Source organism: Dickeya ananatis (assembly GCF_019464615.1).
GTDB lineage: Bacteria > Pseudomonadota > Gammaproteobacteria > Enterobacterales > Enterobacteriaceae > Dickeya > Dickeya oryzae.
The window spans coordinates 2,614,219-2,639,783 of sequence record NZ_CP040816.1; the positions used below are offsets into that span (position 1 = coordinate 2,614,219).

23 protein-coding genes are annotated in these 25,565 nt (G+C 44.9%); 11 read left to right on the forward strand and 12 right to left on the reverse strand.

What is annotated here, in order from left to right; translation table 11 throughout:
• The first annotated feature begins 19 nt into the window (after nt 1–19).
• A complete protein-coding gene (locus FGI04_RS11625) occupies nt 20–322 on the forward strand; it encodes a TrbM/KikA/MpfK family conjugal transfer protein (RefSeq protein WP_038908373.1) in 303 nt (100 codons plus the stop codon).
• A gap of 146 nt (nt 323–468) precedes the next feature.
• Here FGI04_RS11625 and FGI04_RS11630 read toward each other — a convergent pair whose 3' ends face one another.
• Complete coding sequence (locus FGI04_RS11630; RefSeq protein ID WP_407336767.1) at nt 469–909, reverse strand: hypothetical protein; 441 nt, start codon at nt 907–909, stop codon at nt 469–471.
• A gap of 108 nt (nt 910–1,017) precedes the next feature.
• On the opposite strand from FGI04_RS11630, the gene FGI04_RS11635 reads away from it, so the two are divergent.
• The 5 genes from FGI04_RS11635 to FGI04_RS11655 all read left to right on the forward strand — a co-directional run bounded on the left by FGI04_RS11635 (nt 1,018) and on the right by FGI04_RS11655 (nt 6,307).
• Complete coding sequence (locus tag FGI04_RS11635; RefSeq protein ID WP_407336768.1) at nt 1,018–2,877, forward strand: type IV secretory system conjugative DNA transfer family protein; 1,860 nt, start codon at nt 1,018–1,020, stop codon at nt 2,875–2,877.
• A 9-nt stretch (nt 2,878–2,886) separates the two neighbouring features.
• Nucleotides 2,887–3,633, forward strand: coding sequence for a MobC family replication-relaxation protein (gene mobC, locus FGI04_RS11640; protein WP_407336769.1), 747 nt, complete (start codon nt 2,887–2,889; stop codon nt 3,631–3,633).
• A 263-nt stretch (nt 3,634–3,896) separates the two neighbouring features.
• On the forward strand, nt 3,897–4,421 hold the full coding sequence (locus FGI04_RS11645; protein ID WP_407336770.1) for a hypothetical protein: 525 nt from the start codon (nt 3,897–3,899) through the stop codon (nt 4,419–4,421).
• Complete coding sequence (locus FGI04_RS11650) at nt 4,414–5,151, forward strand: hypothetical protein (RefSeq protein ID WP_407336771.1); 738 nt, start codon at nt 4,414–4,416, stop codon at nt 5,149–5,151. Before FGI04_RS11645 ends, FGI04_RS11650 begins: the two co-directional genes overlap by 8 nt.
• A gap of 172 nt (nt 5,152–5,323) precedes the next feature.
• Nucleotides 5,324–6,307, forward strand: coding sequence for a reverse transcriptase domain-containing protein (locus FGI04_RS11655; protein ID WP_407336772.1), 984 nt, complete (start codon nt 5,324–5,326; stop codon nt 6,305–6,307).
• Nucleotides 6,308–6,537: 230 nt separating this feature from the next.
• On the opposite strand, the gene FGI04_RS11660 is transcribed toward FGI04_RS11655, so the two are convergent.
• From FGI04_RS11660 to FGI04_RS11670, 3 genes are all read right to left on the reverse strand, one after another.
• Nucleotides 6,538–7,995 carry an argonaute/piwi family protein gene (locus FGI04_RS11660; RefSeq protein ID WP_323604275.1) on the reverse strand — a complete coding sequence of 486 codons (1,458 nt, stop codon included), beginning with the start codon at nt 7,993–7,995 and terminating at the stop codon, nt 6,538–6,540.
• Nucleotides 7,992–9,905: an SIR2 family protein gene (locus tag FGI04_RS11665; protein ID WP_407336773.1), complete on the reverse strand. Its 1,914-nt coding sequence runs from the start codon at nt 9,903–9,905 to the stop codon at nt 7,992–7,994. Before FGI04_RS11665 ends, FGI04_RS11660 begins: the two co-directional genes overlap by 4 nt.
• 348 nt (nt 9,906–10,253) lie before the next feature.
• Complete coding sequence (locus FGI04_RS11670; RefSeq protein ID WP_407336774.1) at nt 10,254–11,198, reverse strand: ArdC family protein; 945 nt, start codon at nt 11,196–11,198, stop codon at nt 10,254–10,256.
• A gap of 379 nt (nt 11,199–11,577) precedes the next feature.
• Between FGI04_RS11670 and FGI04_RS11675 the strand changes: the two genes are divergently transcribed.
• A complete protein-coding gene (locus FGI04_RS11675) occupies nt 11,578–13,995 on the forward strand; it encodes a hypothetical protein (protein WP_407336775.1) in 2,418 nt (805 codons plus the stop codon).
• A 157-nt stretch (nt 13,996–14,152) separates the two neighbouring features.
• Here FGI04_RS11675 and FGI04_RS11680 read toward each other — a convergent pair whose 3' ends face one another.
• Together FGI04_RS11680 and FGI04_RS11685 are read right to left on the reverse strand one after the other, a co-directional pair.
• Nucleotides 14,153–15,886, reverse strand: coding sequence for a hypothetical protein (locus FGI04_RS11680; RefSeq protein ID WP_407336776.1), 1,734 nt, complete (start codon nt 15,884–15,886; stop codon nt 14,153–14,155).
• 59 nt (nt 15,887–15,945) lie between these two features.
• On the reverse strand, nt 15,946–17,031 hold the full coding sequence (locus FGI04_RS11685; protein ID WP_407336777.1) for a DUF4297 domain-containing protein: 1,086 nt from the start codon (nt 17,029–17,031) through the stop codon (nt 15,946–15,948).
• Between the two features lie 925 nt (nt 17,032–17,956).
• On the opposite strand from FGI04_RS11685, the gene yajD reads away from it, so the two are divergent.
• Entirely contained in the window at nt 17,957–18,304 is a 348-nt protein-coding gene (yajD, locus tag FGI04_RS11690; RefSeq protein WP_342698817.1) for an HNH nuclease YajD, read from the forward strand.
• Between the two features lie 276 nt (nt 18,305–18,580).
• Here yajD and FGI04_RS11695 read toward each other — a convergent pair whose 3' ends face one another.
• Entirely contained in the window at nt 18,581–19,348 is a 768-nt protein-coding gene (locus FGI04_RS11695; protein ID WP_407321164.1) for an AraC family transcriptional regulator, read from the reverse strand.
• Nucleotides 19,349–19,463: 115 nt separating this feature from the next.
• Between FGI04_RS11695 and FGI04_RS11700 the strand changes: the two genes are divergently transcribed.
• Nucleotides 19,464–20,201 (forward strand): type 1 glutamine amidotransferase, encoded by a 738-nt coding sequence (locus FGI04_RS11700; RefSeq protein WP_407274735.1) that lies wholly within the window; start codon nt 19,464–19,466, stop codon nt 20,199–20,201.
• A 191-nt stretch (nt 20,202–20,392) separates the two neighbouring features.
• Here the strand turns inward: FGI04_RS11700 and FGI04_RS11705 are convergent, their stop codons facing one another.
• From FGI04_RS11705 to FGI04_RS11720, 4 genes are all read right to left on the reverse strand, one after another.
• Nucleotides 20,393–20,869, reverse strand: coding sequence for a nuclear transport factor 2 family protein (locus FGI04_RS11705; protein ID WP_342698815.1), 477 nt, complete (start codon nt 20,867–20,869; stop codon nt 20,393–20,395).
• 64 nt (nt 20,870–20,933) lie between these two features.
• Entirely contained in the window at nt 20,934–21,500 is a 567-nt protein-coding gene (locus tag FGI04_RS11710) for a TetR/AcrR family transcriptional regulator (RefSeq protein ID WP_342698814.1), read from the reverse strand.
• Between the two features lie 567 nt (nt 21,501–22,067).
• Entirely contained in the window at nt 22,068–22,370 is a 303-nt protein-coding gene (locus FGI04_RS11715; RefSeq protein ID WP_342698813.1) for a putative quinol monooxygenase, read from the reverse strand.
• Nucleotides 22,371–22,431: 61 nt separating this feature from the next.
• Entirely contained in the window at nt 22,432–23,448 is a 1,017-nt protein-coding gene (locus FGI04_RS11720; protein WP_407336778.1) for an NADP-dependent oxidoreductase, read from the reverse strand.
• A gap of 91 nt (nt 23,449–23,539) precedes the next feature.
• On the opposite strand from FGI04_RS11720, the gene FGI04_RS11725 reads away from it, so the two are divergent.
• Nucleotides 23,540–24,442, forward strand: coding sequence for a LysR family transcriptional regulator (locus FGI04_RS11725; RefSeq protein WP_407337412.1), 903 nt, complete (start codon nt 23,540–23,542; stop codon nt 24,440–24,442).
• A gap of 110 nt (nt 24,443–24,552) precedes the next feature.
• Here the strand turns inward: FGI04_RS11725 and FGI04_RS11730 are convergent, their stop codons facing one another.
• A complete protein-coding gene (locus FGI04_RS11730) occupies nt 24,553–25,041 on the reverse strand; it encodes an Lrp/AsnC family transcriptional regulator (protein ID WP_038903927.1) in 489 nt (162 codons plus the stop codon).
• 163 nt (nt 25,042–25,204) lie between these two features.
• Between FGI04_RS11730 and FGI04_RS11735 the strand changes: the two genes are divergently transcribed.
• Entirely contained in the window at nt 25,205–25,561 is a 357-nt protein-coding gene (locus FGI04_RS11735) for a Dabb family protein (protein ID WP_342698791.1), read from the forward strand.
• Nucleotides 25,562–25,565: the final 4 nt, after the last annotated feature.

Sequence of the window (25,565 nt, forward strand, 5' to 3'; positions counted from 1 at the left end):
CCCAGTAAAGGTATTCAATATGAAAACCGTCATACTCACCGCCTTTCTTCTCGGCATGAATGTATTATTTCCGGCCTCAGTGATAGCCGCTGATGCCTGTGAAGCTGTTTTATGTCTGTACGGTAAAACCACCGGAAACAGCGGTGGACATACCTGTCAGTCGGCTGAACGCGCCTTCTTTTCTATTGTGAAAAAGAACCGGCACGGTTTTCTCCCCGGCCAGACTGCCGATGCCAGGCAATCCTTTTTAAACGAATGTGATTCGGCTGACCCGGCCGCGATCAGCCAGATTATCGGTAAATATGGCCGCGTTCGTGGCTAATACTGACGAACCGGGCGCAAAGGCGTGGCGGTTTTCAGGTTTTTACGGCCCGCCCATTTTTCGCGAATTAAGGCACGAAAAATAACGGGCCGTAAAAATGAGGCAGCGGACAGAAATATTTTCGCGGATTAAGGCGCGAAAATATTTCAGGCACCGCGCCTCACCGGCAAACAGCCGCGCCCACGCGGCTTTTGCAGGCCGGGGGGAGCCGCAAAAAATTTGCCGCCCCAGCGAGCAAATAGGCGCGCCCACGCGCCGGTTTTTGTGGGGGGCGTGCCCCGCACACCGTCGCGGCTAAGTCTCCGGCCCAAAGCCGGTAGCGTGGCGCGACCACCCGCTTTGAAGGCGTTTTCCCATTTTTTCGCTGGCCGGAACGGACAACAGAAAAAATAGGCGAAAAACGGCGTCTCAAAGGGGGTGGTCGCGCGTAGCGGGCGACGGTGTGCCGCTTTTGACCCTGGGGGTTTTGGCGTGGCGTCCAGCCACGACATTACCCCCATGTGCCAGGCAATAAGGGCGTCCAGCCCGCATGTACTGGCGCACGCCGTTTCGTGCAGGGAAGCATGCTTCTCTGCACATGGCCGCACAGCGGCCACCTTCTTTACCCCATACGCTCGCCCCGCCTTTTCGCCCGACACCGTGGGGCGAATTGATGGGGCGATGTCATGGAGCGAATGGCTGACGAAGGAGGCACGATGATTTTAAATAATCTTGCCGCTTCACTGTCGCCGATAGTGAACGAGATGCTGGCGCTACTCGCTTTTATACAACAGCAACAACTGATGCTGGCATTATTAGCGGGGCTGACGATGCCGTTTTTTGCATCAATGAAAAGCGATGAACGGCAGAAAGCCCCGCTCTGGAAAAAGCTGATTATGGCTTTTTCCCTGCTGTGTTTTCTCTCCGGCACACTGGCTCCGATAGTTATCGGAGCCTTTCAGTGGCTGTATAAAATCAGACTCACCAGTGATAATTCAGCACTGGCCTGGTCAGTACGGATTGCTTTCACTGTAACCGGGATTATTTTTCATATTATGCTTCGCCGGGTATTCACGCCGGAACTGGACAGAATAAAGAAACGCCTTGTTAAAAAGACCACCCTTGAACGGGAATTGCGCACTGATGTCCGCACCGTAAAATCCCTTCTGCCGGAAACTCTGCATTATAACCCGCTGGATTATATCGACCTGAATAAAGGCATATTTACTGGCATGGACAGGGAGAATGAACCGATGTATCTCCCGTTAAAGGACTGGCAGAAACAACACGCGGATATTATCGGTACCACCGGAGCCGGTAAAGGGGTTGCCGCTGGCATTTTGCTTTATCAAAGCATTCTGACCGGTGAAGGTGTGTTTGTGATGGACCCCAAGGATGATGAATGGGCACCGCATCTTTACCGGAAAGCCTGCGAGGATGCAGGAAAACCCTTTGCCTTAATTGACCTGCGAAAACAGCAATACCAGTTAAACCTGATTGAAGATATCACGCCCGATGAACTGGAAGAATTGTTTGTTGCCGGTTTCAGCCTGGCAGAAAAAGGGCAGGAATCGGACTTCTATCGTATTGATGACCGAAAAGCCGCCCGTATGGCCGCGCAATTTGTCAGTGATAACCCATCGGCAACTCTCCGTGATGTTTATAACGGTGATTACGTTCAGGGTATTGCCGAAAAAATCAAAGCGTTCTTTGGGAAGATTGAGGAACTGGCATTACTCAATGCCATTAACTCACCAGAAGGCTTTTCGCTTAAGCACATATTTGATGAGGGCGGCTGCTGTTATGTTGTCGGCTCCATGCGAAACAGCAAAATTATTACCGCCCAGCGCATGCTGCTGGTTCGCATTTACCAGCTGGCAGAAAAGCGCGATCGAGTAACAGACGTCCCCCGCCCCATTGCTGTTTATCTTTCCGAACTGAAATACCATTTATCCAGGCCGGCACTGGAGGGATTAGGCGCGGCACGGGATAAAGGCGTGCATATTATTATGGACCACCAGTCCATTGCCGATTTAAAAGACTGCCCGGCAGATTTGAAAGGTGACGCCGTTGTCGGTGCGGTCGTTGAAAATGCCAAGTTCAAACTGGTTTACCGGGTTATGGACCCGGATACGGAGGAATGGGTAGCGAGAATGTCAGGCACTATTCTGGTAGATGATGAACTCCGTAAAGCTAAAACGGATAATATGCTGACGGAGACCATCGACAGTGAGCGTACAATCCGCCAGGCCGAACGTTTCTTTATTGACAGCAATATGATCCTGAACTTGCCCGATTTTGTCAGCTTTATCTTTACGACAAAAACGCTACCTTCTGCTTCACTGATCTCGCCAATAAAGGTCAGAAAGCGTCAGCTAAAAATCTTTTCAGTTTCCCCTGATATTGCCGCCGCAGCAGCCCCGGTGAAGATCATGCTGGATTTTGGCGAGGATGATAAACCAGCCATGCCGGATGTGATAACAACGCACCCGGCTATTTTCTTCGACGAAAGCGAAGTAAAACTGGCAAAGCCGAAACCTGATGACGAGGAATACCCGTCCCCGCTGGATTTTTAAGGAGCGCTTATGCTGATTTCATCCTTTCATGAGCGCCAGACGCGCAACAATGAGAAAATAAAACAACTGCTGAACTTCCTGAAAGAAGAAACCTACAGTGATTTTAAAACGCTGATGCAGTTATTTGGTTTCCGGGATCATAAGTCGCTTTATTCGCTGCTGGCAAAAACGGAGCGAATGGGGTTAATCCAGAAGCATATGCTTGAATCACGGACAATGAAAATCTCATTATGGGGGATCACCAGCGACGGGCTGGCGGTGGTGTTGACCCCGAATGATAGAATCTTTCCTGCGCGGTTTGAACCATCAAAAATCACCGGCTGGACGCTGGAGCACCATCTTGATAATCAGGCCGCCAGGCTTATTCTGGAGAAGAAAGGCGCTTCGGGATGGATTAACGGCGACCGGGCCAGCTTTCTCAGCCAGTATCAGGTAAAACATCGCCCGGACGGATTACTGACGCTGCCCGACGGTAACGTTATTGCCATTGAAACCGAGCGCCGCCTGAAAACCCGAGCCCGTTATCAGTCGATCATTGCCAGCCACTTACTGGCCCGTACCCGCAAGCAGTGGATTTACGTATTTTATGTTGTGCCCGATCTACAGAAGAAGCGTGCGCTTGAACTACTGTTTGACAGCATCAGGCATGTCATCATCAATCATCAGCATATTCTGCTGAAAGAGCGTCATCGCCATGTTTTCCACATCTATACTCTTGCCGAACTTCAAAAATTGGATTTGAAGCACTACGCCTAAGCTGCATAAGTTATAGTCATCTAAACAACTGGGTCTGATCGGAGCGGTCATTACAATCAATGAAGAAAGCAACCTTATCGTTTAAGGGGCATTCTTGCTGAGGCTAACCAGTACTGATAGGCTTTTGCTTATGTAAATATGGTTAACGACAGCAACTACATAAAGATAAAGTGGACTAAGCGGCGGGGAAACAAGAGCGCACAAGTGGTGGAAATAGCGACAAAATTGATTTATAAGATATTAAAAATTCTATTGGTAATCTTATGACAGCACTCTATGAGGTCGCAGAACATCTGACGAAGCAGGCTAAAGCTAGTCATAGAAAAGGTGCGCAAACGATAGTTCTTGCTGATGCTTTTGCCCGCTCAGCATTTAACCGATACTATTATGCGTGTTTTTTGTGCATAAGAACCTTTGTCAGCAGTATAGAGGCCAAATGGTCCAATGTTGCACACCTCGATGTTCCTAAATTACTCAGAAATAATGTCAAACAAAAAATTGATGCAGAGTTAAAGAAAGGGGAAAAAATCGGCATTCTTACACCTGGTGGATATCAGTCAAAAAAAAGTATGGTTCTTACATCCCTTGAGATCATGGCATCTACAATGTCGTTAGCTTATATTGTGAGGGGTATAGTTGATTATGAACCTGAGATAAAAATAATGTTTAATGAAGGTGCATTTTCAATTAATGCCACATCAGTGGCTGAAGCTAAAGGATGGTTAATTACTATAAAAACTGAAGAAGCAAAGATAAAAAGAATCTTACAGGAGGTGGGGATTGTATAGCAAAGAGATGCTAGAATATATCTTGGGCAAATACCCAATGATTTCCGTAAGGGAAGTGAATGACTTTAGCGAAACTATTTTATTAGACATCCCTATTAATAGATTATCACCAGCAGCAAAAAATGGCTTTATAACGAAGCGACAAGTGTCAAATATTACAAAAAAAATTGAATCTGAATTATCGGTTAAAGTACTCGTTTCTTATTCAACATCGCAGAGTAAATTAGATATAGAAGCAGGTTTAAAAGCTCTTGCAAAAGCTAATTTCAAAGGAAAGAAGATTATCGATTTAGACGTCTCATTTAAAGATGTTAAAAATGCCAGCGTATATATATTTTCTATGAATATGTCTGATGAGGATAAAGAAAAATGGGGATTACTAGCGGGAGATTATTTTAGCAGTCTAAATATAAAGTTAAATGCATTAATGTATGAGCAGAAGAACAATCCAGAACCTACATTAATGATGATGTTGAGAACAATGAAAGTATTATATCCATGCGATTTACCTACAATGAAAAAGGCATTGGAAGATAAGGAATATCATATAGAGTCGTCAGACTGGCTAAATAAAAAACTAGATTCATTGAGAAAGAAAAATCTAATTATAAGAGATCGTGAAGGCACCTACAGAATGACATATCTGGGTCTAGAATTAGTTCCGGTTACAAGATCTAAACAAAGTTCCGATGTCGATAGAATTCTGTATCTTGCAAAGAAACACTTATAATGTTATTTTTAACGTTGGTAGTGGCGTTCACGAGGGTGTGTATCATACCCATTTGTGAAGGTCGCGTACAGAATGTGCGCCTGTGAAGCAGCAGGCGCTCCTTCGAAACGCCTGCTGCTTCACAGGCGTCATCAACGAAAGCCCAATCAGCTTTGCTTAAGGACTGACCTGGATGAAAACGCCACTACCGCTTCTATTCTCATATAATGATGCTCAACAATTTCTTGGCGCATTGTCTCCTGACGTTCGTGACGTATATTCCCCTGAAATTAATAGATTGTTTGACAGGGGATTACCACCTGTCGTGTCATGGGGCGTACTATCAGTAGCTATTGGTGTTAGCCCACATTTTATTAATTCAATTATAAAGAATAAAGATAAATATTATCGTATTTTCCCAATCGCAAAGGGGAAAGGTAAAAAAGTAAGAATCATTGAATCCCCAAAGGTTGGGTTAAAAATCATTCAATCATGGTTAGCATATCACTTGGCGACTAATGATAATATTCCAGTGAGTGATTCGGCATATGCATTCATACCTGGTAAAAATGGAATTTATGAAGCGGCTTTCAGGCACTGTAATGCAAAGTGGGTTTTATCAATTGACTTACGTGATTTCTTCCACTCTATAGATTTTGACAGGGTTATCAATGGGTTGAAAAATACTGGGTATACTTTTGAACAATCCGGTAAAATAGCAGCTATTGTTACTTACAAAAATAGATTGCCACAAGGTGCTCCAAGTAGTCCAGTATTATCAAATATAGTATTTAAAGACACTGATGATAAGATTAATGATATTATTGCGGATAAGAAAATTATCTATACACGTTATGCAGATGATCTAACATTCTCTAGCGATGACCTTAGTATTGATGTTGAAAATTTAAAGCAAAATATTATTAACTTACTGGAAAATGAAAATTGGACCATCGCAACTGAAAAGTTAAAAATTTCCAAGTTACCAAATAGACTTAAAGTTCATGGTTTTCTTGTTCATGATGTCAAACCGAGATTGACTAAGGGGTATAGAAACAAATTGAGAACATATGAGCATCTTCTTCGCAATGGAAAGATTATCGAATCTGATTTAAATCGAATTCGTGGACACGTAAATTATGGAAAGCACATTGATAAGTTAAATGATGAAAATTAAGCCACTGGTTTATAGTTCACTATGAATGTAACATTCGAAATTACAATGCAACCAACTCCCTCTTTATAAAAATTATACTAAAGCCACCATCTACATAATTAGGTTAATTATTAATGATAGATTTGCTACTTTTTACGTCCTTGCCCATTTTAGCACGAACCTGCAATTGAAAATCACTCACAGCAGCGATAAGAGAGATGGATGAAAGTAAATCACCACAAGTCTATAACCTACATAAACAATCGATAGGCATATGCGCTTCCAGGCAATGAGGGGACATTAGCTATAGTTTTTGCTAAACGTTGTGAATACCGAATAGTAACAGGAACAGGGTCATATAACGCATCATTATTCCAATCCATCTTTGTCAATGCAAGTGCCTCGAATGCAGTTAATTCAATCGGCCCCACCCCCGTGTGCCGTACAATATTGAGTGGTCGAGGAATACTTTTACCACCCTGGTAATAGTCTCCATGCGATGCGGCACGAGGTGCATTGCCCGCAACCCAAACGAAGGCTGATTTCCCTGAACGTTGTAGCATAGTGCCACGCGGCACAGGGTAGCCATCAGGTTCACTTCTTTTCTGAGGTGTAGGATTACGGCTTTCCTGGAGCCAAACCCCTCGCCATCCAGCATTACTCGATACTTCCACGCACTCAACTTCACGAATAGCAGAAAGCGCGTCTAAGGCTCCTTCCAATTCATCTGATTTAAACGATGTTGTCTTATGAATAACCAAGCGTCGAGGGAGCAAACCACCATTACGGCTTTGGTAAAGGGCCAAGCTGCGGGCCAGTACTGCCCTCATGTCACTTCGACTAAGAAAGGGGTTTCGACGCGCATCTTCAATATCCTTGACAGGGTCCCGTGCTTCAAAAGCAACAAACTGCATACCACCACCATCGGCATCAAAAACCTGCGAACAACAGGTCACATAATGGGCATCTTTTGGGTCCCCTCTTAGTGCATAAGCCAATCCAATATATGCCGTATTCTCTGGTACACCTTTCAATGGTGCTAGCTTCCATGGAATTCCTCCAGCCTTTACATAGAGTGCAATTGACAAACGCCATGCTAACGATGCTTTATAACCAAACGAGAATACCCGATCATTGATAACCTGAGTCGGAATACTATAACCTGCACCAATTGCCTTAAGTGTATCGTGTACATCAAAACCGGGAGAGCGAAATGCGGTCTGCCAATCATCGGGAAGATGCACTAACACAACATCGAAGTGATCGCGTACTAATGCCAAGCGTTGCATTCCTGTTCGTAACGCATTTAACAAACGGATATGTGGTGGACCTTCCGCTCCTAAAGCTCCAAGATCATCCGGCAATCTGATGTGTGCTTCACTGATTTTGGCAGCGACCAGCGGAACATTAAATGTGTTCTCAAAGCCGCGAAATTCTGGTACATACTGTTTTCGATCAGTTGGAGCGTGCTTTGAGCGCAGCGTATCGACCAAAGTACGTAAGTTTTTCCATCTACTTACAGGCCCTATCGTCGCTATTCGAAGTTCTGGAGTATAAGTTGGAAAAATCGAACTGCTGTACGCTCCGTTCTGAACAATTCCCCTTAAGGGGTTCACGTCTAGTAGCGTATCTTCTGAATTAAAAGTAAGCAGAGGCTCTTCCAACAAAGAAAAAGGTGGCAGTTTCGACGTATTATAGCTCATATTCATCGCCCGCTCCGTTGGAAGTAATCATGCTCATGGCTGGGCCTACTCCATGCTGTAATGGGAGACAGCTGAAATTCTGCGTCCAAACTTGATCCAGAATTATCTTTAAAACCAATAGCTTTAATAAGACCACCGCTATTTCCAGGCAAAAATTTTGCCCATCCAGCAATAATGCGTGACCATTCCTTATTGCGTCGACCAGCCCACCGTTCCCTTTGCCAATCAATTGAGGGATTTGCCACATGGACAAATGATGAAACGTTTTCACCAGGGCTTGATTCTCCACCACGCTCTTGGCGAGGTAATTCAACGCAAGTAAAAGGTTCGAATACACACCACCAACGCTCTGCCATAAAATCCAATCGAATCTGCACTCCTTCGTTGAACGGATAGCCGTATCCATCCACTTTCCCTGTCAATGGTGCTGAATATGCTTGTCGAAGAGAAGATAACTCCTTTTTACGCGATGCAACATGTTCTGGTTTGTCTCTGGAAGAGCCATTTGTCACTATAATTGCATGACCTTTTCGCCGCAAACGTGGTAACAGCGGCCTACCTCTGCTAATAGCCCAAACCAAAGCATCGTACAGCAGGCCCAAAGCCCAACTGTCATTTTCGGGTTGAAGATCGACGGTACCTGCAAGCCGTCCTCCAACTGATGAGAATGCGCTAAGTAATTCTGCATCGTTACCAAAGGCGACAATTTCGCTACCAATACTAGCTACAATAGCCTTTATTTTCGCGTCGCGAATCAGTTCTCGAGCACGAACCGTCGTTATTGCAGTATTGATTTCAATACGACGGGCTTGCTGCGGCATAGAGAGGATTGGTAATGCAGAGCATTGCAACACAGGGAAGTTGCGTTGTTCCTGCACAGGAAGTGGTATCTCTGCTAAAATCTGAGCCGCACGTTCCATCTGAACATACTGAAATAAAGATGGCGGCAAACTTATTTCATCGATGATGTATCCGGCTAACTCATCGAACGTAGGGGATTCGACAATCGCTGCCGTTACTCCTTTCTGAATAGCTTTATCAAGTAATTCTCTAACAGCAGGTAGAACGGAATGGGCAGAAGGTGTAACCCAGTAGATTCCTCCCGGAAAGGCATTTGGCTGTTCTAATACCTCATTTAGCACTGCCATAATCGATTCGTCTCGGCCACTATAGCCAACAATCACTAATCCCAAACGAGTGCAGACAGTACCAAAAACACGACGCATTCGAACATCCTGCTCTCTTAGTTCTTCTGTTGTATTCTTTAACTCAACCGACTGGAAATCACCATGCAGTTTAGCCAGAAATGGCCAATTTGATTCACGTAAACAACGTTCAGCACGTTCTGCATTATCAATCGCAGCAGTTGTTAGGTTCGCACGCTCAGTAGTTGGAACTAACTGATCAGTCAATGTGGTTGCTATTTCGACCAATTGGTCAAAATTGGTTGTGAAGACACATGGAACACGATGAGTAGTCAGTAGCGAGGCGAGCACTCGGTGAGCATATGATGGCGTACCCATCGTGACCGCCTTTTCTATATAGATACGGCGACCTTCTGCTGTCGGGTACACAGCCTCGAAGGCTTTTGCATATTCAGTGGGATCGTTTGGCGCAGGTAATTCCGAACGCTTACTGAAGAACATATCAATTCTCTGTTGCCACAACGGATCATTGGCATCTACTTCACGTAAGCTTATTTTGGTCAACTGACAGAACAAACGTTTTTTGAAGTCTAAAATCATCGAGTAACCGGTTGGAATACCTGCTGACGCCGAAGCTCCAGCACCGAGAAACCAGGAAAATTGTTCAGGCCTCAAGCAGAAGGTATTTGCAAACTGTGGTCCTGTGAATATCTTAATCAACAAAATATCCTCGTCAGGTAATTTAATGATTTCCAACGATTGCAGATTCAACTTTGCTCAGAATCTGTTGCATGTTACCTCAATTAATACGTAATGGCTTATATTGCAAGCCTTATCCAAAATGACATACTCCCGGCGGGTTAACATGCTTTAAAATAAGTATCAGCTGCGATTGCCGTTGCTCTACATCAAAATCAAAGCTGATTTAGCCCAATGTAGTAAGAGCGCCCTATTTAACATATGCCAGTATAGTATGATTAGGATTGACAATATTGTTTTCCACTGAGAGGGCCTTACTGTTCGGTACTCGCTATGCTAAATTCAGCATCAATCTGTACCTCGCAGCGTTGCCGTTAAAACCATATAACCGCATTCCTTTGCGGTTATCCAGCTCCGGGCTCAGAGTTGATCCATCAGGTAACGATGCGCTTTCGATGCTGCACTGGCGGCTTTGAAAATATAGCGCTTATCGCTCTTCAGTGCTCTCAGCCAGGAAGCAATATAGCTTTCATGCTGAACCTCTCCAACAATCCCCAGATCCGCCATCAGGAACGCGCTTCCCAGCTCGGCGATCAACTCTTCAAACGCGTAACTCTCACTGCCAAACTTCCCTTTCATTTCACGGTTAAGACGTGTTTTTGCTCCACTCCAGTGAACCAGCTCATGCAGGCCGGTGGCGTAGAAATTAGCGGCATCGGAAAAAAGATGGCGTTCCGGCAACCAGACTTCATCCGTTAATGGCTTGAAAAAGGCATTCTGACCTTTCTCTATGATACGGGCACCACTGCGGTGAAATAGGTTTTCAGCCTGCGGTAACAGCTCGAACGTCTCAGCGGGGCTAACAGCTTCGGTATTCAGGGGAAGGCCGTCAATTTGTTCAACATTGAACACGGTGAAGGTTTTCAGCATCGGGATCTGGTCGATTTCTCCGTCTTCGTTTTCCTTCTCTAAGGTTGTATAGAAAATTACTGTCGTGCCGTGCTCGCCTTTGCGAACCTGCCCACCTACTGCCTGTGCTTGTTTGTAGGTCATCCAGCGTGAATCACCGAAACCCTGCTCTGACGCACTGCACCACAACAACATGATATTCATTCCGCTATACGCGATGCCGGTTGCGAAGTTGGAAGGCAACCCAGACATGCCCGGCACACGCTGCCACGGACACATCCAGGGCTTCACTCCGGCTTCCAGCGCGGTGATGATGCTGTCGGTGACGGTCTGATAAATATCGGTTTTGGTTTTGGAAAATTTCGTTTTTGAGGAGCCTGACTGCTCCAGCGGGGATACGCTGGTCGCCGCTGCGGTGTTAGGGGCGGTAGTCTGGGTATGCAGGGAAATGGTCATGGTTTTGTCTCCGTCAGGGGTGTGATTTTCGTCTTCGTATCGCCTGACGGTTCGCTTTCCCGGCATCGTTCCGGCACGCAAGGGCGCAGAATGCGTGCCATTTACCCTTGCGGGACGGGTTGTGCTGGGAAACGATTAACCGGAAGCTGATACGAGGAACGAAAAAGAACACGGGAGAAAAAACTGACCCTGCAAGCCGGGCGTAGCGCCCCTTAGGCTGCAGCGGTGAAATGGAGGTTGGGGTAGTCCACTAAACGGGAAAAACTGCCTAGTAGGCAGAGGAAAAACAAAGAAAAGTTGCCTCCCTATTTTGAATAGAATGAGATCACAGTAAAATAGCTACAATTTTCCGAACTCTAAGGTAGGAGAAATTGTGCATATGTTCAACAGCGCATTTCATGAGTTGGCCCAGAACCTAAAAATTCAAGTGGATGATATAAGTCAAGGTATCAACACTGTCAGCGAAATGCTGAACACTTTAAAAATAAAACAAGGAATTCTGTCCTCCGGCCTTGAAAGCATGATGGCGTTGAGTGAGCTTCTAAATTCTCCTCCCACGCCAAGAGATATACCAACTGAGAGGATATTGGTAAAAACCGAACCCGAATCACCTAGCCCATTGGAAAATCAACCCACCGATTTTACCACTATAAAACTTTCATCAATTATTTTCCCTGACGATTTTTCTTCATTACAACGTTTTTTGATTAAGCATTTTGGTAATGATTTCAGTTGTAATGAATTTTTAAATAAAAATGATAACGACTTCCTTAGCATTGAATATTTCGGTCTATCTAAATTAGATACTGTCAAAAGAATGCAAAGTTACTTGTTAACAGGACCCTTTCAGCAACAGACTCTTAACTTACCTTTTCCTGATAAAGAAACATTGTCAGAGTATCAATTGAATTATGCACTTTTAGATGAATCACAACGCAAGTTAGTAGAAAAGATATCGAGAGTACTGGAAATACCGGCCAACCAAGTTACCGTATCGCATATTGTCTATGATACTAACAAGGAAATAATGAAAAGTATTGTAGCGGGTCAACGGTTTGAAGACGTCTACGAGCCAATGCTAAAACGTATTCATCAAGCCTTGTCAGAATTTCATTGCGAAAATCATGAAGAGCTTAAAGAAAAAATAACTGGGGGGAAATTTCTTAACTACATTGGCACACTTGAATTTACTCCCCACGAGCTATCAACTATCATCAGTAACGATCTCACCACCTATCTGGTAAATACCGATGAAAGAAGTGCCTACATCATTCGCTCCAGATTTGGGTTAGATGGTTATCAAAAAGCCACATTACAAAGCATTGCAGATAGTCTTGAGGAAAAGTTAACTCGCGAGCGTGTACGCCAGTTGGAGAATGATGTCTGTGCAGAACTGTTAGGATGTCTGAGTATTCATCCTGCCAATATATGGTCAAATGTGAGAAAAAACGCAGGACCAGATATAAGTCAGCTCTATCCAGATCTTTCTCGCCGATTCACAAGGAAACAGGGATTTATAGCTTTTCTTGAAATGATCAGTAATACCCATAAAGGTGAGCTGGATAAGTTATTACATCCGGAATGTAATGTTCAATATATCAATGAACTTGCCGCATATACGAAAGCACCGATTGATATCAGTGACGTGCTAAGTGAAATTAGCGAGCGTTACGGTTATACGGAACAGCAGGCACATAATGCCTTACAGCATCTAATTGAAAGCAAAAAACTTTTGTTAAAAAACCAAAAGATTTGTTTAACTTCGCTGAGTAAGGCAGAAGCATTTGCTCAGGCTGCACTCTATTTCCCGAACGGCGCAGCCTTCCGTGACATCCATCAGTTCGCTAATGATCAAGGCTTCTGCAAATCGCTCTTCCCTCTGGACCGACAGGATCATGGCATAACACAGGCCGTCGATGAAGGGCTGGTCTATCTGTCAGCACATGGTATGTATCGGCACGTTTGTTACCTTCAACTATCAGAAGAAGAAATCTCAAGTATTCTTGAATCCGTTTATCTGGCTCTGGTGTCATCTATTTCTGTTGGTGTCGACACGCTTAATTTGCGGGTCGACGTCTATGAGAAAAAATCTTTCCAGGAAGATTATTATATTGTTCGCCATGTCGTGCGCGAATATGGTTTGCAGCGTGAGATATTCTTCGCAGGAAAATCGGGGGCAGATACTGTTAGTCTAGAAGAAAATTTTATTCTGAAAGGTCAGAAAGAAGCCATTGTTCAGATGTTTGAAAAATCACCAGGCCCAAGAACACGAGACGATCTTGTTGCTGTCATCAAATCAGGCTCCCGAGGCCATGCTGCGTTTTATATCAATCAGCTAATGCTGGAGAACCGTTTGGTCAGAATCGATGCCAGTCATTATGACGTGCCAAGTATTGCATTTGCAGATCAACCTGTTTCACTGATTATGGAGAGAGCAGCGATTGTTCTACACCGAGCAAAGAGACCGGTAGAGATTGGAGTTATAGCTGAGGAATGTAACACGAGATTACATCTAGAATTCCCAAAGGCTTGGTATCTATCACTGCTGCGCTACTTTTATAAAAGATACAATAAAACATGGTATTATTTCCATAACCTGGTGAGCGAGGCTCCTTTAAACGGCTTAAGCTTATCCTCTTTGGCTAAAAGCGTTCTGGAAAAATACAGTAATGAAAATGCTGTATTTGCATCTTTAAGCGAACAAATCCTAGCAGACGAAACGTTAATCAGACAGGCGATTAAAAATGTGAAAAATCAGTGCCCTGCTAATATTTCACAAACAACACTATATTCCTGACTAAATTTCCACCGCGCAGCCCCACTACTGATGGGGCTACTTACAGACCATGAATTATTACTTAGCGCTACCCTATGCAGTTCGAGCAGCGTTAAGTAAGATTAATATAGTACATAGCAAGTCATTCGCTATGCAAAAAGTTAGAAATGATATTTATTTAATTATTTTCACTATGATCTCTCACAGCTAATTGAATATCTTTATATTCAGCTCGTAGAGAATCATATTGCAGGCCATTCAATAACTTATCAGAACTTAACTTAATAACATTAGCATCATGTTTGAATTCATTTAATGCATCATTCTCCATTGCACACAGTATTATCTGATAATCTTGGGGGACACTATGCATTAGTTCTTTAATGACTGTTTCATAACGGTGTCCTGCCTGCTCTTGCTGGTTAGGCGTATCAATGACGAAAGGAGGCACTATGCAAGTGTTAGCACCATGTATTTGTTGCAGTACAGAGAGTTGATAAGCGAGTAATCCCCTGGCAGCCTCAGCAGCACCACCACCGAGCAACTGTTTGTAATCAGTGGGTGATTTTACTTTACTAAGGTTTATTCCTGTTGAACCTAACGCTTCAATGTTTCCCAACAATCTTGACATAAAAGAAGAATTCAGTTCTTCCTTGTCTTTGGTTGAAAGAAGTTTTCTCTGGTCTTTTCTTAACTCCGTAATAGAACTGTTGGCTTTGCTGATTTTGAGATCTTCATTATCAATTTTAACTTGAATGTTTCTTGAGACGTTTTCAGTGGAAATAGTATCTATTACTTGCGCAATGAGCCCCTTATCACTCGCATTGCCATCAGTGATGTACTTCTTATTAATTCTTTCAATTTCATTAGTCACAAACAGCGCATCCTCATTTAATCCAGCTAATGATGATTTAAGCTCCGATATTTTAGATGCTATTGAGTTTGCCTCATCAAGCAGCGAATCCTTTTCTGAAAGAAGTAGCGCCCTGTTAGGCAGTGAGTTATCGTGAAGAGTGCCACACAATGGACACTCTAAATTATCCGTAGGTATGGACTCTACCGCAAACTTATAATCTTCTTCGAGTTCGTTTGCAGAACTAGTGGCTAACTCATACTGCCTTTCGAGATCATAGATATTCGAGGTAATAGTTGCCTGAGCATCATAAAGCCTCGTTTGGTAGTCGATCAATTCGCGAAGTTCAGTGTTTATTTCTTCCTGAATCCTGCTGAACTCTTCATTATCTAAGGCTATGGGGAAATCAGCTGAATTATCAACTATGATTTCAACTGCGCTCTGGAATTTTTCTCTTTTTTCTTCTGATTCCTTTTTGACCTCATTGTATTCATAAATGTTTTCTTCAATATCAAAATGCTCTGATTTCAAATAACCAGTAAAGTATTTTATTAACGGTTTTTTCCAGTTGGAATATTGACCTAAGTTTTCAAATGAATCCCAAGGTGAACTCCAACTTTTTATCTGATCGATATAGAATGGTAAAAAATAATATGCTGGCGGAGGAGTCTCTAAGACTCCATCACTACGATTAGGAAACTTCATTTTAAAGTTAACAAGCTCTGATAGGTCTTTTGAGAAATCACCAGTTATATGTGTATATTTTTTCGCTTCACCGCCGATAGCTCCCAAAATTATTGAATGGCTTCCTCGGCAAGAAAAATACTCTTTGTTATTTATAGTGAAATATAATATCGATTTAATGTCATTTGATTTCCATTCTTCATCGATAACAGGATCGCATCCTAGAGACCACAGTAAGCTTTTGGCTAGAGTGGACTTGCCAATACTGTTATCTTCTCCGGTAATTAGATTCAATCTCTTCGGGAACGTGAACTGATTCGCAAGTCTTTTCGAATCTGATATCAGAACCAATCGTTGAAATGTCAAGCTTCTCATTTTTCTTGTTCCTTAAGTTACGAATTAATAATTTATAGTGATCTTTTTTGCTTTTTATATTATTCATGCATCACCTTTAAAAAACAGTAAATTATCTCGCAAAGTATATCGTCATGTTTTGGAATTTGACTTCCAATGTTCAGTTCTTTAGCTTTCACAATAACTGACTCAATGTAATCGCTCGTTTCCGTAAAGTCCTCTTCTGGTACGCTAATGAGCGCCTGCTGAGCTATTCTCATTATATTCATATCAAAAGCTGAAGCGTGACCGACTCGACGTAAGAAGAGTTGTTTTATTTTTTTATTAATCTTTCGATATGTTAAAGTGCTCCATTTCATATCATTTCTAGCTAAATACTCAAAGTCTTTCTCAAACTCTTCAAATTTTGGGCTTGTTGTGTTAACTGCTATGACATCCTTTACCTTATGAGATGTAAGAGACTTATCCTCTACCATTTTCTCCCACACAGTAAAGTCGTAAGTATTCTGTCCTTTTCGATGAATTTCATCAATGATTGCCCTATAAATATTGACAGCATTACAATGACTATTTGGGAATATTTCATTTACTAACTCAGCAAATCTGCCAATAACAAATTCTTCTTGATTCTCTAGCTTTATTTTTGGGACGATAAACCTTAGGTTTTCTGGCAGGATATCTATCCCAATCTCAGCCTTTAACTTCCCAATTAATCCCGATAGACAATTTGCGCTGAGGTCACCTGAAGTTAAAACATCTAGCTTTAACTTATTATCTTTTTGATCAAATAAGAAACCACTTGAGGATACAAGACCTATTTCCGTAATGCGTGTTTCATAATCAGTGCCTATGCATGAACTTAATAGCTTGCCTAGAATGGAACTTTTAGACCCCTTAGCTCCTTGCTCTCGTTTAGTTAAGGCGTCAGAAGTGAAAGGTCTTCCAGTGTTCTTTACTTGGAAAAATTCAAATTTTGCCGAACTTCCATACAATGAGTCTGCTATAACAACATCCTCATGATATTCAATTAATAATGCATAATCAGAATTATTTTTATGCTTTTCAATTATTCTACACAAAGCCCAATGATATTGGAAATCATATTTTCCGAATGTGGTTGCCCCTGAAGTTTCTCTTTGAGCATGACCTAAAATATTATTTTCCATTGATAAGTCCATCCTTCTAGTGGAGATGACTCGAATCACTATTAATTTTTCTTACCAATTTAATTTAGGAAGGACACAAAGTCTATCAAATCGTGCTTTTAGCCCGCTCCACAGTATGTACAGAGTGCAGTCCACCAGATGCAACTTGGCTTCGTTTCAACGTTTCATCCCTAATGGTCCTCTGAGTCACTAGATTCTTGTACAGTTCTTTAAGCAGAGCGTGGGTATCAAACTGTATAACAAGAAGTAGCCAACCTGAAGTAATGCACACAGGGTATGTAAATATCTCTCTTACCGCTTTGGAACATCTTAAAGTAATACTGCTCCTCGCCCGCATTAGCAATCCAGTGATGAAAAACAAAGGCTATTAGTGATCATTATTGGTGGTCACTCTGGTGGTCTTGACAAGCAGCGGATTCAGGTTTAGCTTAATTATTAGCCAGTTACTGGCGAAGGTGATCCCAGTCAGAGGAGCCAAATTTAGAAAAAGCAGATGTCGAAAGGCATCTGCTTTTTTGTTTTTTTACCCAGATAACGCCCGGGTCAAACACCGCCCGGATAAGCTCATCACGTTCCCCAACGGGCAGGTCATCGCGGTAAAATCGGGCATCACCTGAAAACCAAAACGCACTATCCGTCAATTATCGCCAGCCACCTACCAGCCCATACCAACGAGTACCAGATGTACGTTTTCTATATTGTGTCTGACCCGTAAAAAATAAGCCCTTGCACTGCTGTTTTTTCGTATTGATACGCTTGCTGAACTGCAATAACTGGGTTAGAACGATATTCATAAAATGGAGCCGGCATTGTCAAATGCTGGTTGTCGGCTAAGATCGAAAATGGATGACGACGAACCGTCTTTTTCTATTCCCTATATGGGATATATTATAAAATTATCCCTTTATAACAGGTGGCATCGGCAATGGTTTTGATCCCCAAAAACTACGCGCGGCTGGAAAGCGGTTACCGTGAGAAAGCACTAAAAATCTATCCATGGGTGTGTGGGCGCTGCTCACGGGAGTTTGTTTATTCAAACCTACGCGAATTAACGGTTCACCATATCGATCACGACCATACCAATAATCCTGAAGATGGCAGCAACTGGGAGTTGCTGTGCCTGTATTGTCATGACCACGAACACTCGAAGTACACGGAAGCCGAGCAGTACGGTACAACCGTTGTGGCGGGGGAAGACGCGCAAAAAGATGTTGGCGCTGCGACCTATAATCCCTTTGCCGATCTCAAGTCGATGCTTAATAAGAAGAAATAGTGCCAGCAACGTCCGCTTCACACACTGAGGCATTCGACAGACCTTTTTAGGGTATCTGTAAAGGCGAATGTCACTCTTTAAGAGTCTGCAAGTATTTTGCCTCGTCGTAGCAGGGTCTGTTCTTCCAACAGCGGTAAATTATCCGTATCCATTTAAAAGCCGCGCACTGAGTCGGCCCGGCGACTGGCGGCGTACCGGGAAACCTCCATGACTGAGCGCTGCAAACGAGCCCGATACTGATGCTGTGCACTCCGCAACCTGCCTGCTGTAGTCAGGTTAAAAATCACCAGGCGTTATGCCCATCACTGCACGGAATGCAGTGGAAAACGCAGCAGGACAGGAAAAACCAAGCTGCCAGGCGATCTGTTTGACAGGGATGTTTTCAGAGAGAAGATCCAGCGATGTGTATATCCTGGCTCGCTGCTTCCATGTTCTGAAGCTGAACCCGGTGTCACGCAAAAACAGGCGAGAAAAAGACCTTTCAGACATGTTGGCAATATAGGCCATGTCGGTTAAGGATGCTTCCCAGCGGTGACTGAGCATCAGCTCTCTTGTGGCACGGAATAATCGCTCATCTCGCGGCACCGGAAGCTCTGCAACCGCGGATGGTGCCTCGGAGAGCATGTCCAGCAGTAAAAGTACCATTTTTCGCTTTATCTGGCCGTGATGTTCTCCCGAGAACAGGCCGGCAATTAACTCTTTCACGAGTGAAGTCGCGTTTATCACATGAACCAGACCGTTACGGGTGAAATCCGGACACGCTGAAAGAAGGCTCTTGCTGACGTAAACAGCACGCAGTTCCGTATGCGATAAAAGTCGGTATGAGTGCTCCATCAACGGCGGGATCCACAGCGCGCGTTGAGGGGGAATAACCCAGCGCCGGTCTGCGGCTTCAACAAGCATAACGCCTGTGGTCGCAAACAATAACTGCCCTTCAAGATGGTAATGGGGGGGATCACACTCTCCGCGCTGGTAAGAAATGGCCGTAGCTGACCAGCCCGTTACGTCATCGTGTCTTGGCGCTTTATCAAAGTTTACTGGCATCTCAGATTAAAGCCTTAGGTTTAACATGAACTGGCTGACGTCACCCGGTCAGAATTTTGCCGGGGCAACGGGCACTGAATTAAACAGTTAACAAGCATTCCAGGAGTATATGCCAGTGCGAGTTCATTTTATTGTGCATGAAAGTTTCGAAGCGCCTGCGGCTTTCGAAACCTGGGCCGTGATTCGCGGTCATGAGGTCACTTTTTCCCGCGTTTATGCGGGTCAAAAACTTCCCGAAGATACGCGGGGCATCGATCTGTTAATTGTTATGGGCGGACCTCAGGATCCTTCCGTCACTGTTGATGAATGCCCCTATTTTGATTCCAGAGCTGAGCAGGCCCTTATTGCCGCTGCAGCGCTATCGGGTAAAGCCATCATCGGTGTCTGTCTGGGCGCGCAACTGATTGGCGAAGCATTAGGTGCCCCCTTTGCTCACAGTCCGGAAAAGGAGATCGGCAAGTTTCCGATTCTTATGACCGACAGGGGCAAGAAGAACGCGTTGTTTTCTCATTTCGGCAACAAGCTCGATGTCGGGCACTGGCATAACGATATGCCGGGGCTCACGCCTGAGGCGGAAATCATCGCCTACAGCGAAGGATGCCCGCGTCAGATAGTTGCTTATTCCGAGCTGGTTTACGGCTTTCAGTGTCATATGGAACTTACTCCAGACGTCGTCGACTTACTGATTGCACATTCCGAAATGGATTTACGCCGGGCTGCGGATTATCGCTTCGTCCAGTCACGCGAAGAATTACGAACCAATGACTACAGTGAAATGAACAGGTGCTTATTCACCTTCCTCGACAAGCTCGAAAAACGCTACGTCCAGTCACAGGAGTCGCTTCATTATTAAAGCTTTCGCTATTAAACGGCTCACTATTTACGTGAGGAAACGCTCAGGCGTATCGCCCCCGAGACGAGTACCCGGTTTGTTTAAGGTGAAATATATTTCGCTTTAACTGGTACGATTTAACATCACACCGGTAAGACAAGCGCCCGGCAAGGACACAGTAGCCGGGCATCCAATGAGGGAAACAGGGAAAGTTACAGGCCCAGCTCAGATAAACCCGGATGGTCATCCGGACGACGTCCCAGAGGCCAGTGGAATTTGCGCTCACTTTCTTTAATCGGCATGTCATTGATACATGCGTAGCGGTGATGCATCAGCCCGTCTTCACCAAATTCCCAGTTTTCGTTGCCGTAAGAACGGAACCAATTACCGGAGTCATCACGCCACTCATAAGCGTAGCGGACAGCAATGCGGGCACCGTCAAAGGCCCACAGCTCCTTGATAAGGCGGTACTCCAGCTCTTTTTTCCACTTGCGATCGAGGAAACCCTTGGCCTCTTCGCGATTATTTGCAAACTCTGCGCGGTTACGCCATTTGGTGTCCAGAGAGTAAGCGAGCGACACTTTATCGGCATCGCGGGTGTTCCAGCCATCTTCAGCAAGCCTTACTTTTTCAATCGCTGACTCGCGGGTGAACGGCGGCAGTGGTGGACGGATTTGTGAATCGGACATGGTGGTGCCTCCAGGATAATTGGATATTTCAGTGAGTGTTTCATCGTTGGAGCTCAGCTCCCTGCTACGGGATCTGTTTCAGTAACAGCTGTGCGGCATCTCTTGCATCATCGGCGGCGCTGTAATCGCCCATAACACGCGACATGGTGATGGCGCCTTCAATCAGTATCAGTAGCTGCCGGGCCAGAGGTAACGGCTGCGCTGTATTCAGTTGCCCGGTAAGCTCAAGCACGTAGTCCAGCAGCTTCTGCTTGTGCAGTCTGGCTATCTGACGAACCGGATCAGCCGAATCCCCCACTTCGCCTGCCGTGTTGATAAACGCGCATCCGCGATATCCTTCCGATTCGAACCAGCCTTTAAGCACGGTGAACATATTCAGGATGCGATCCCGCGGGGTATCCGCTTTGTCACATTCGGCTCTGAACCATTCCATCCAGCGCACATCACGCGCATTCAGCGCCGCAGCAGCGACCTCGTCCTTGTTCGCGAAATGGCGATAAATACTTTTCCGGGCCACGCCTGAAGTCTTCACCAGAAGATCCATACCGGTAGCATGAATACCGTTCTGGTAGATGAGCTCTTCAGCGGTCGCGAGAATTTTATCTCGTGTGTTTGTCGTGTTTTTGTTCATAGATTCATGGTAGAACGATCGTTCTACCTCCGTCAAGTGTTAGTTGATAACCTTTTTTGCGCACCGTCAGGATGTATTTATAAAACTCTTAAAAATCAATAATAAAATGCAATCCTGGCAAAAAAATCGTATTACGCTGCAGCGTGCTGGAACGAAAAACCGATGTCCGTCGGGTTGTTCCGTACGATCTCAGTGTGATGGATGGATGACGCGTTAGGGAGAGGCAGGTTAAAAAAACCTGTAAAAATAAGGCGGTCTGAATTCTTGAAAACACAGTGAGTTTAACCGGCCCACGGATCCGGATGATGTCTGTGTCTGCCCTTTCCTGAAGGGAAGCAAACGACACGGGCTGCCCAGAGCGGCAACCCTGTGGAAGAGATCAGCATCGCTACGAATTCTTCCTGAAACGACGCGACGATTATCCGGCCATCTTTGTGAAAGATGATGCACTTATGATCACGCTTTGGAAAACGCAAACAGAAGACCCGTTAAATAGTTAACATGTTATTTCTTCCTACTATGAGAATACAGTTACTCTCAACACATTACATCGTTACCACATTGTCATTACACATCCAAAAGACCTCTTTCGTTAAAAGCGTCATATTTCAGAACATCTCCCTTCATGCGTCCCTGCCATCGGGTGATAAACGCTTGGGTGTTGGTCGCAGCAAGATGCGCAGTAAGTGCATCCTGATCTTGCCAACGTTCAGATACGAGCACTCTTGCCACCAGAGGATCCTCTACTGCAACGTCATACGCGAGGTTTCCTTCACGTTTGCGCGCGGTTTGAGCAAGTAACTTTATATCGGCCATAAACTGCTGTAAGTAAGAGGGTTCAATCACCACATAACCGGAAATGATGAGCATATTCTTTGCCTTTTCTGTTACTCCCCGACCGTCATACAAGGGCAGGTAGGGAAAGTGATTATCAAAAATTTGTCAGCACAATTTTGCCCTGAATACTTCCCATTGCAGCACGCCGATGAGCAGCAGATGCCATGGCTAACGGATAAGTGCTATCAATGACGACCCGGATAATGCCGCTTTCCAGAAGATGACCTGCTTCAGATAATTGCGTGCCACTGGAACGTACTTGCGTTGATGACACCAAAATACCTTTTTGGGCGGCCTCACTCCTTGCGGAAAAACCCAAAGGATTAACGAGAAATAATGCACCGCCAGGTCTTATACAGCGCAGAAAGCGCTCCATATTTGCGCCACCAACCGCATCAAGAACGAGATCAACATTTTTCACTGCGCTCTCGGCCGCTGTTTTGGTGTAGTCGATAAATTCGTCAGCACCCAGGTTGCGTAACAGCGCCTCATTGCGCGAAGACGCCACAGCAATCACCCGCGCCCCTTTCCAGCGAGCAAGCTGCACAGCAAGATGTCCCACGCCTCCGCCGGCCCCATTAACCAATACGGTCCGACCTGCTAATGGCACCGCTTTGTGAGGAAAAGGCTGGAAAGGATTCGGTGCATCATGCCCCGTCTCGATAAGAAACTGCCAGGCCGTGAGGAGTGACATCGGTGCGCCCGCAGCTTCAACATGTCCAATTCCCCGAGGTTTCAGCGCCAGCTCTGATGAAGGAACGCTGACATATTCTGCATAGGCACCACTGCCCGCCATCACCCTTTTAGGAAAACGCACCATCGAATAAACCTCATCTCCGATGCTGAACTCTGTAATATTTTTACCGACTGCTGCGACGACGCCTGATACGTCAGTACCTAAAATGAGCGGAAAAGTGGGATTTGGCCACCATTCCGGCGGCAGTGCCCGATAACCGTCACGCAGATACCAGTCTGGTGGGTTAAGGCTGGCCGCCCGCACATGGACAAGAACGTCGTCATTTCCCACCTGTGGCATGGATATGTCTTCATAAAGCAGGTTATCTGGCCCGCCAAACGCATGTAGCTGTACTGCTTTCATCATTTCAGTCATTACCATCTCGATCTAAAAGGTACTCAGGTGACAGAGCATACGACCAATATTCATGGTTGATAATATGGCTGAATTTCGCTTTACTTATGCCATGAAGGAACAAATAGGTTTTGAAAGACTCACGGGTCTCATTGCATTCGCGCGCGCAGGCGCGTTGGGTAGCTATACTGCCGCTGCCCGCTCGCTTTCCGTTTCGCCTTCAGCCATCAGTAAGAGTATTCAACGGCTGGAGAAGCATCTCGGCGTGACCTTATTCACCCGAACGACACGTTCGCTCGTATTGACTGCCGAAGGGCGTGAGCTGCACGAACGGGCTTTGCGGTTATTACGGGATGCGGAGGAGATAGAGCAGATAGCGAAGCGCACGCGCGCGGAGCCCACAGGGATGTTGCGCATTGCAGCATCGTTACCGGTGGGCATCCATATGATTGCCCCGGTGCTTGCGGAATTTTGCGTACTTCATCCAAAAGTGACGATTGATTTACGCTTGAGCGATCAGGTAGTAAGCATCGTTGATGAAAATATTGATATTGCCATTCGAATTGGCGAGCTTGCAGATTCAAACCTCCTGTTGCGTCGCCTCCCGCCCTATCAGATAGGTTGTTATGCTTCGCCTGAATATTTAGCCCGTCACGTGCCTCCACAACATCCTAATGACTTGCACGGGTATACGACGATTAACCTACGTTATCAAAATACGGGGCAACTTTTTCGCTGGCCGTTCCGCATCGGGGAGCGGGAGGTTGAAATAGTGCCGCCGTCAACAGTGATTGTTGATGTAAGCGAAACGGTCATCGCAGCAATTGCTGCTGGGGCCGGAATAGGCATGGCTTCAGATTTTATGGCCGCGTCTCTGGTAAGGGAGAAAAAATTAGTGCCTGTACTCTCTGATTTTGCTGTAGAGCGTCGCAATATTTCAGCGGTCTGGCATGAAAGCCGTCATTCAAATCCTGCGGTACGCGCCTTTCTGGACCATATGCTTAAATACGCTTAATTGCCTGCCTTCGGCGATAACAAATACGGCACTGTGAGCGTTACCGTGAGCATGGTCTGCTGGTGTATGAGAACCTGCTGAAGCAGGGTTTTTACGCCTGGTATCCATTATTACTGGGGAAGATCATTCTCGGACAGTTTTTTTATTGGATAAGTAACCAATGGTTTGATTTCTTTAAGGACAAACATACTCTGCATTTCTTTAATTCCCGGTAAGCGGCGTACAACTGACATGGCGAAATCAGCATAGTAGTCCAGATCCGATACCACAACTTGTAGCAAAAAGTCTGCATCTCCGCCGATGCTATAGCAAGCAACCACATCTGCCAATGCAGTGACCTCTTCTTCGAATTTTTTTGCCTCCGCTTCACTGTGGCTATCAATCGAGACCCGAATGAAAACCATCACGCCCAGACCGATCTTTTTACGGTCAAGGACAGCACGGTAGCCCTGAATCACCCCATCTTCCTCAAGCTTGCGCACTTTGCGCCAACAAGGAGACGCTGACATGCCTATCTTTTCAGCCAGTACCTGGTTAGTTACACGCGCATCGTCTTGTAACAGCTTGAGGATTTTCATATCTATCGGGCTAAGCGCCATAATGGAAAACTCCTTTCTTTTTTTAAACACCAGAAGGTAATCTTTACCTAAAAATCACGAACAAGTAAATAATATAGGTAACAATTTTCCATTTAGCTGCTGCATAATATATGTACTTCTTCGATAAATTATTACAAACAGCATAAGGGAACCGCTGAATCATATGTTGATGCATATAGTCATGTTTACATTCAGGAGCCCATGGAGCTGGTCATCCCTGGAAGCTATTGATGCCGAAAGAGCAACGCGTGCTCACCCCAATCACATCAGCGAAATAAAAGGATGGAGCTGTGGCAGGAATACCACAAAGCGAGATATTGCAGCAGATTTCGTGGTGATTGGTCTGTTTGAAAAACGTGAAGATCTTAACTCCTACATTATTCATCCTGATCATCAGAAAGGGGTTATAAAATGGAAATCTATTGCAGACTGGAAGGTTGTTGATATTGATCTGCCCAGTGATTTTACACTGAATAGTGGTTTGCTATCTGTATTAAATGACCTCCCCAGTATTCACTGAAATA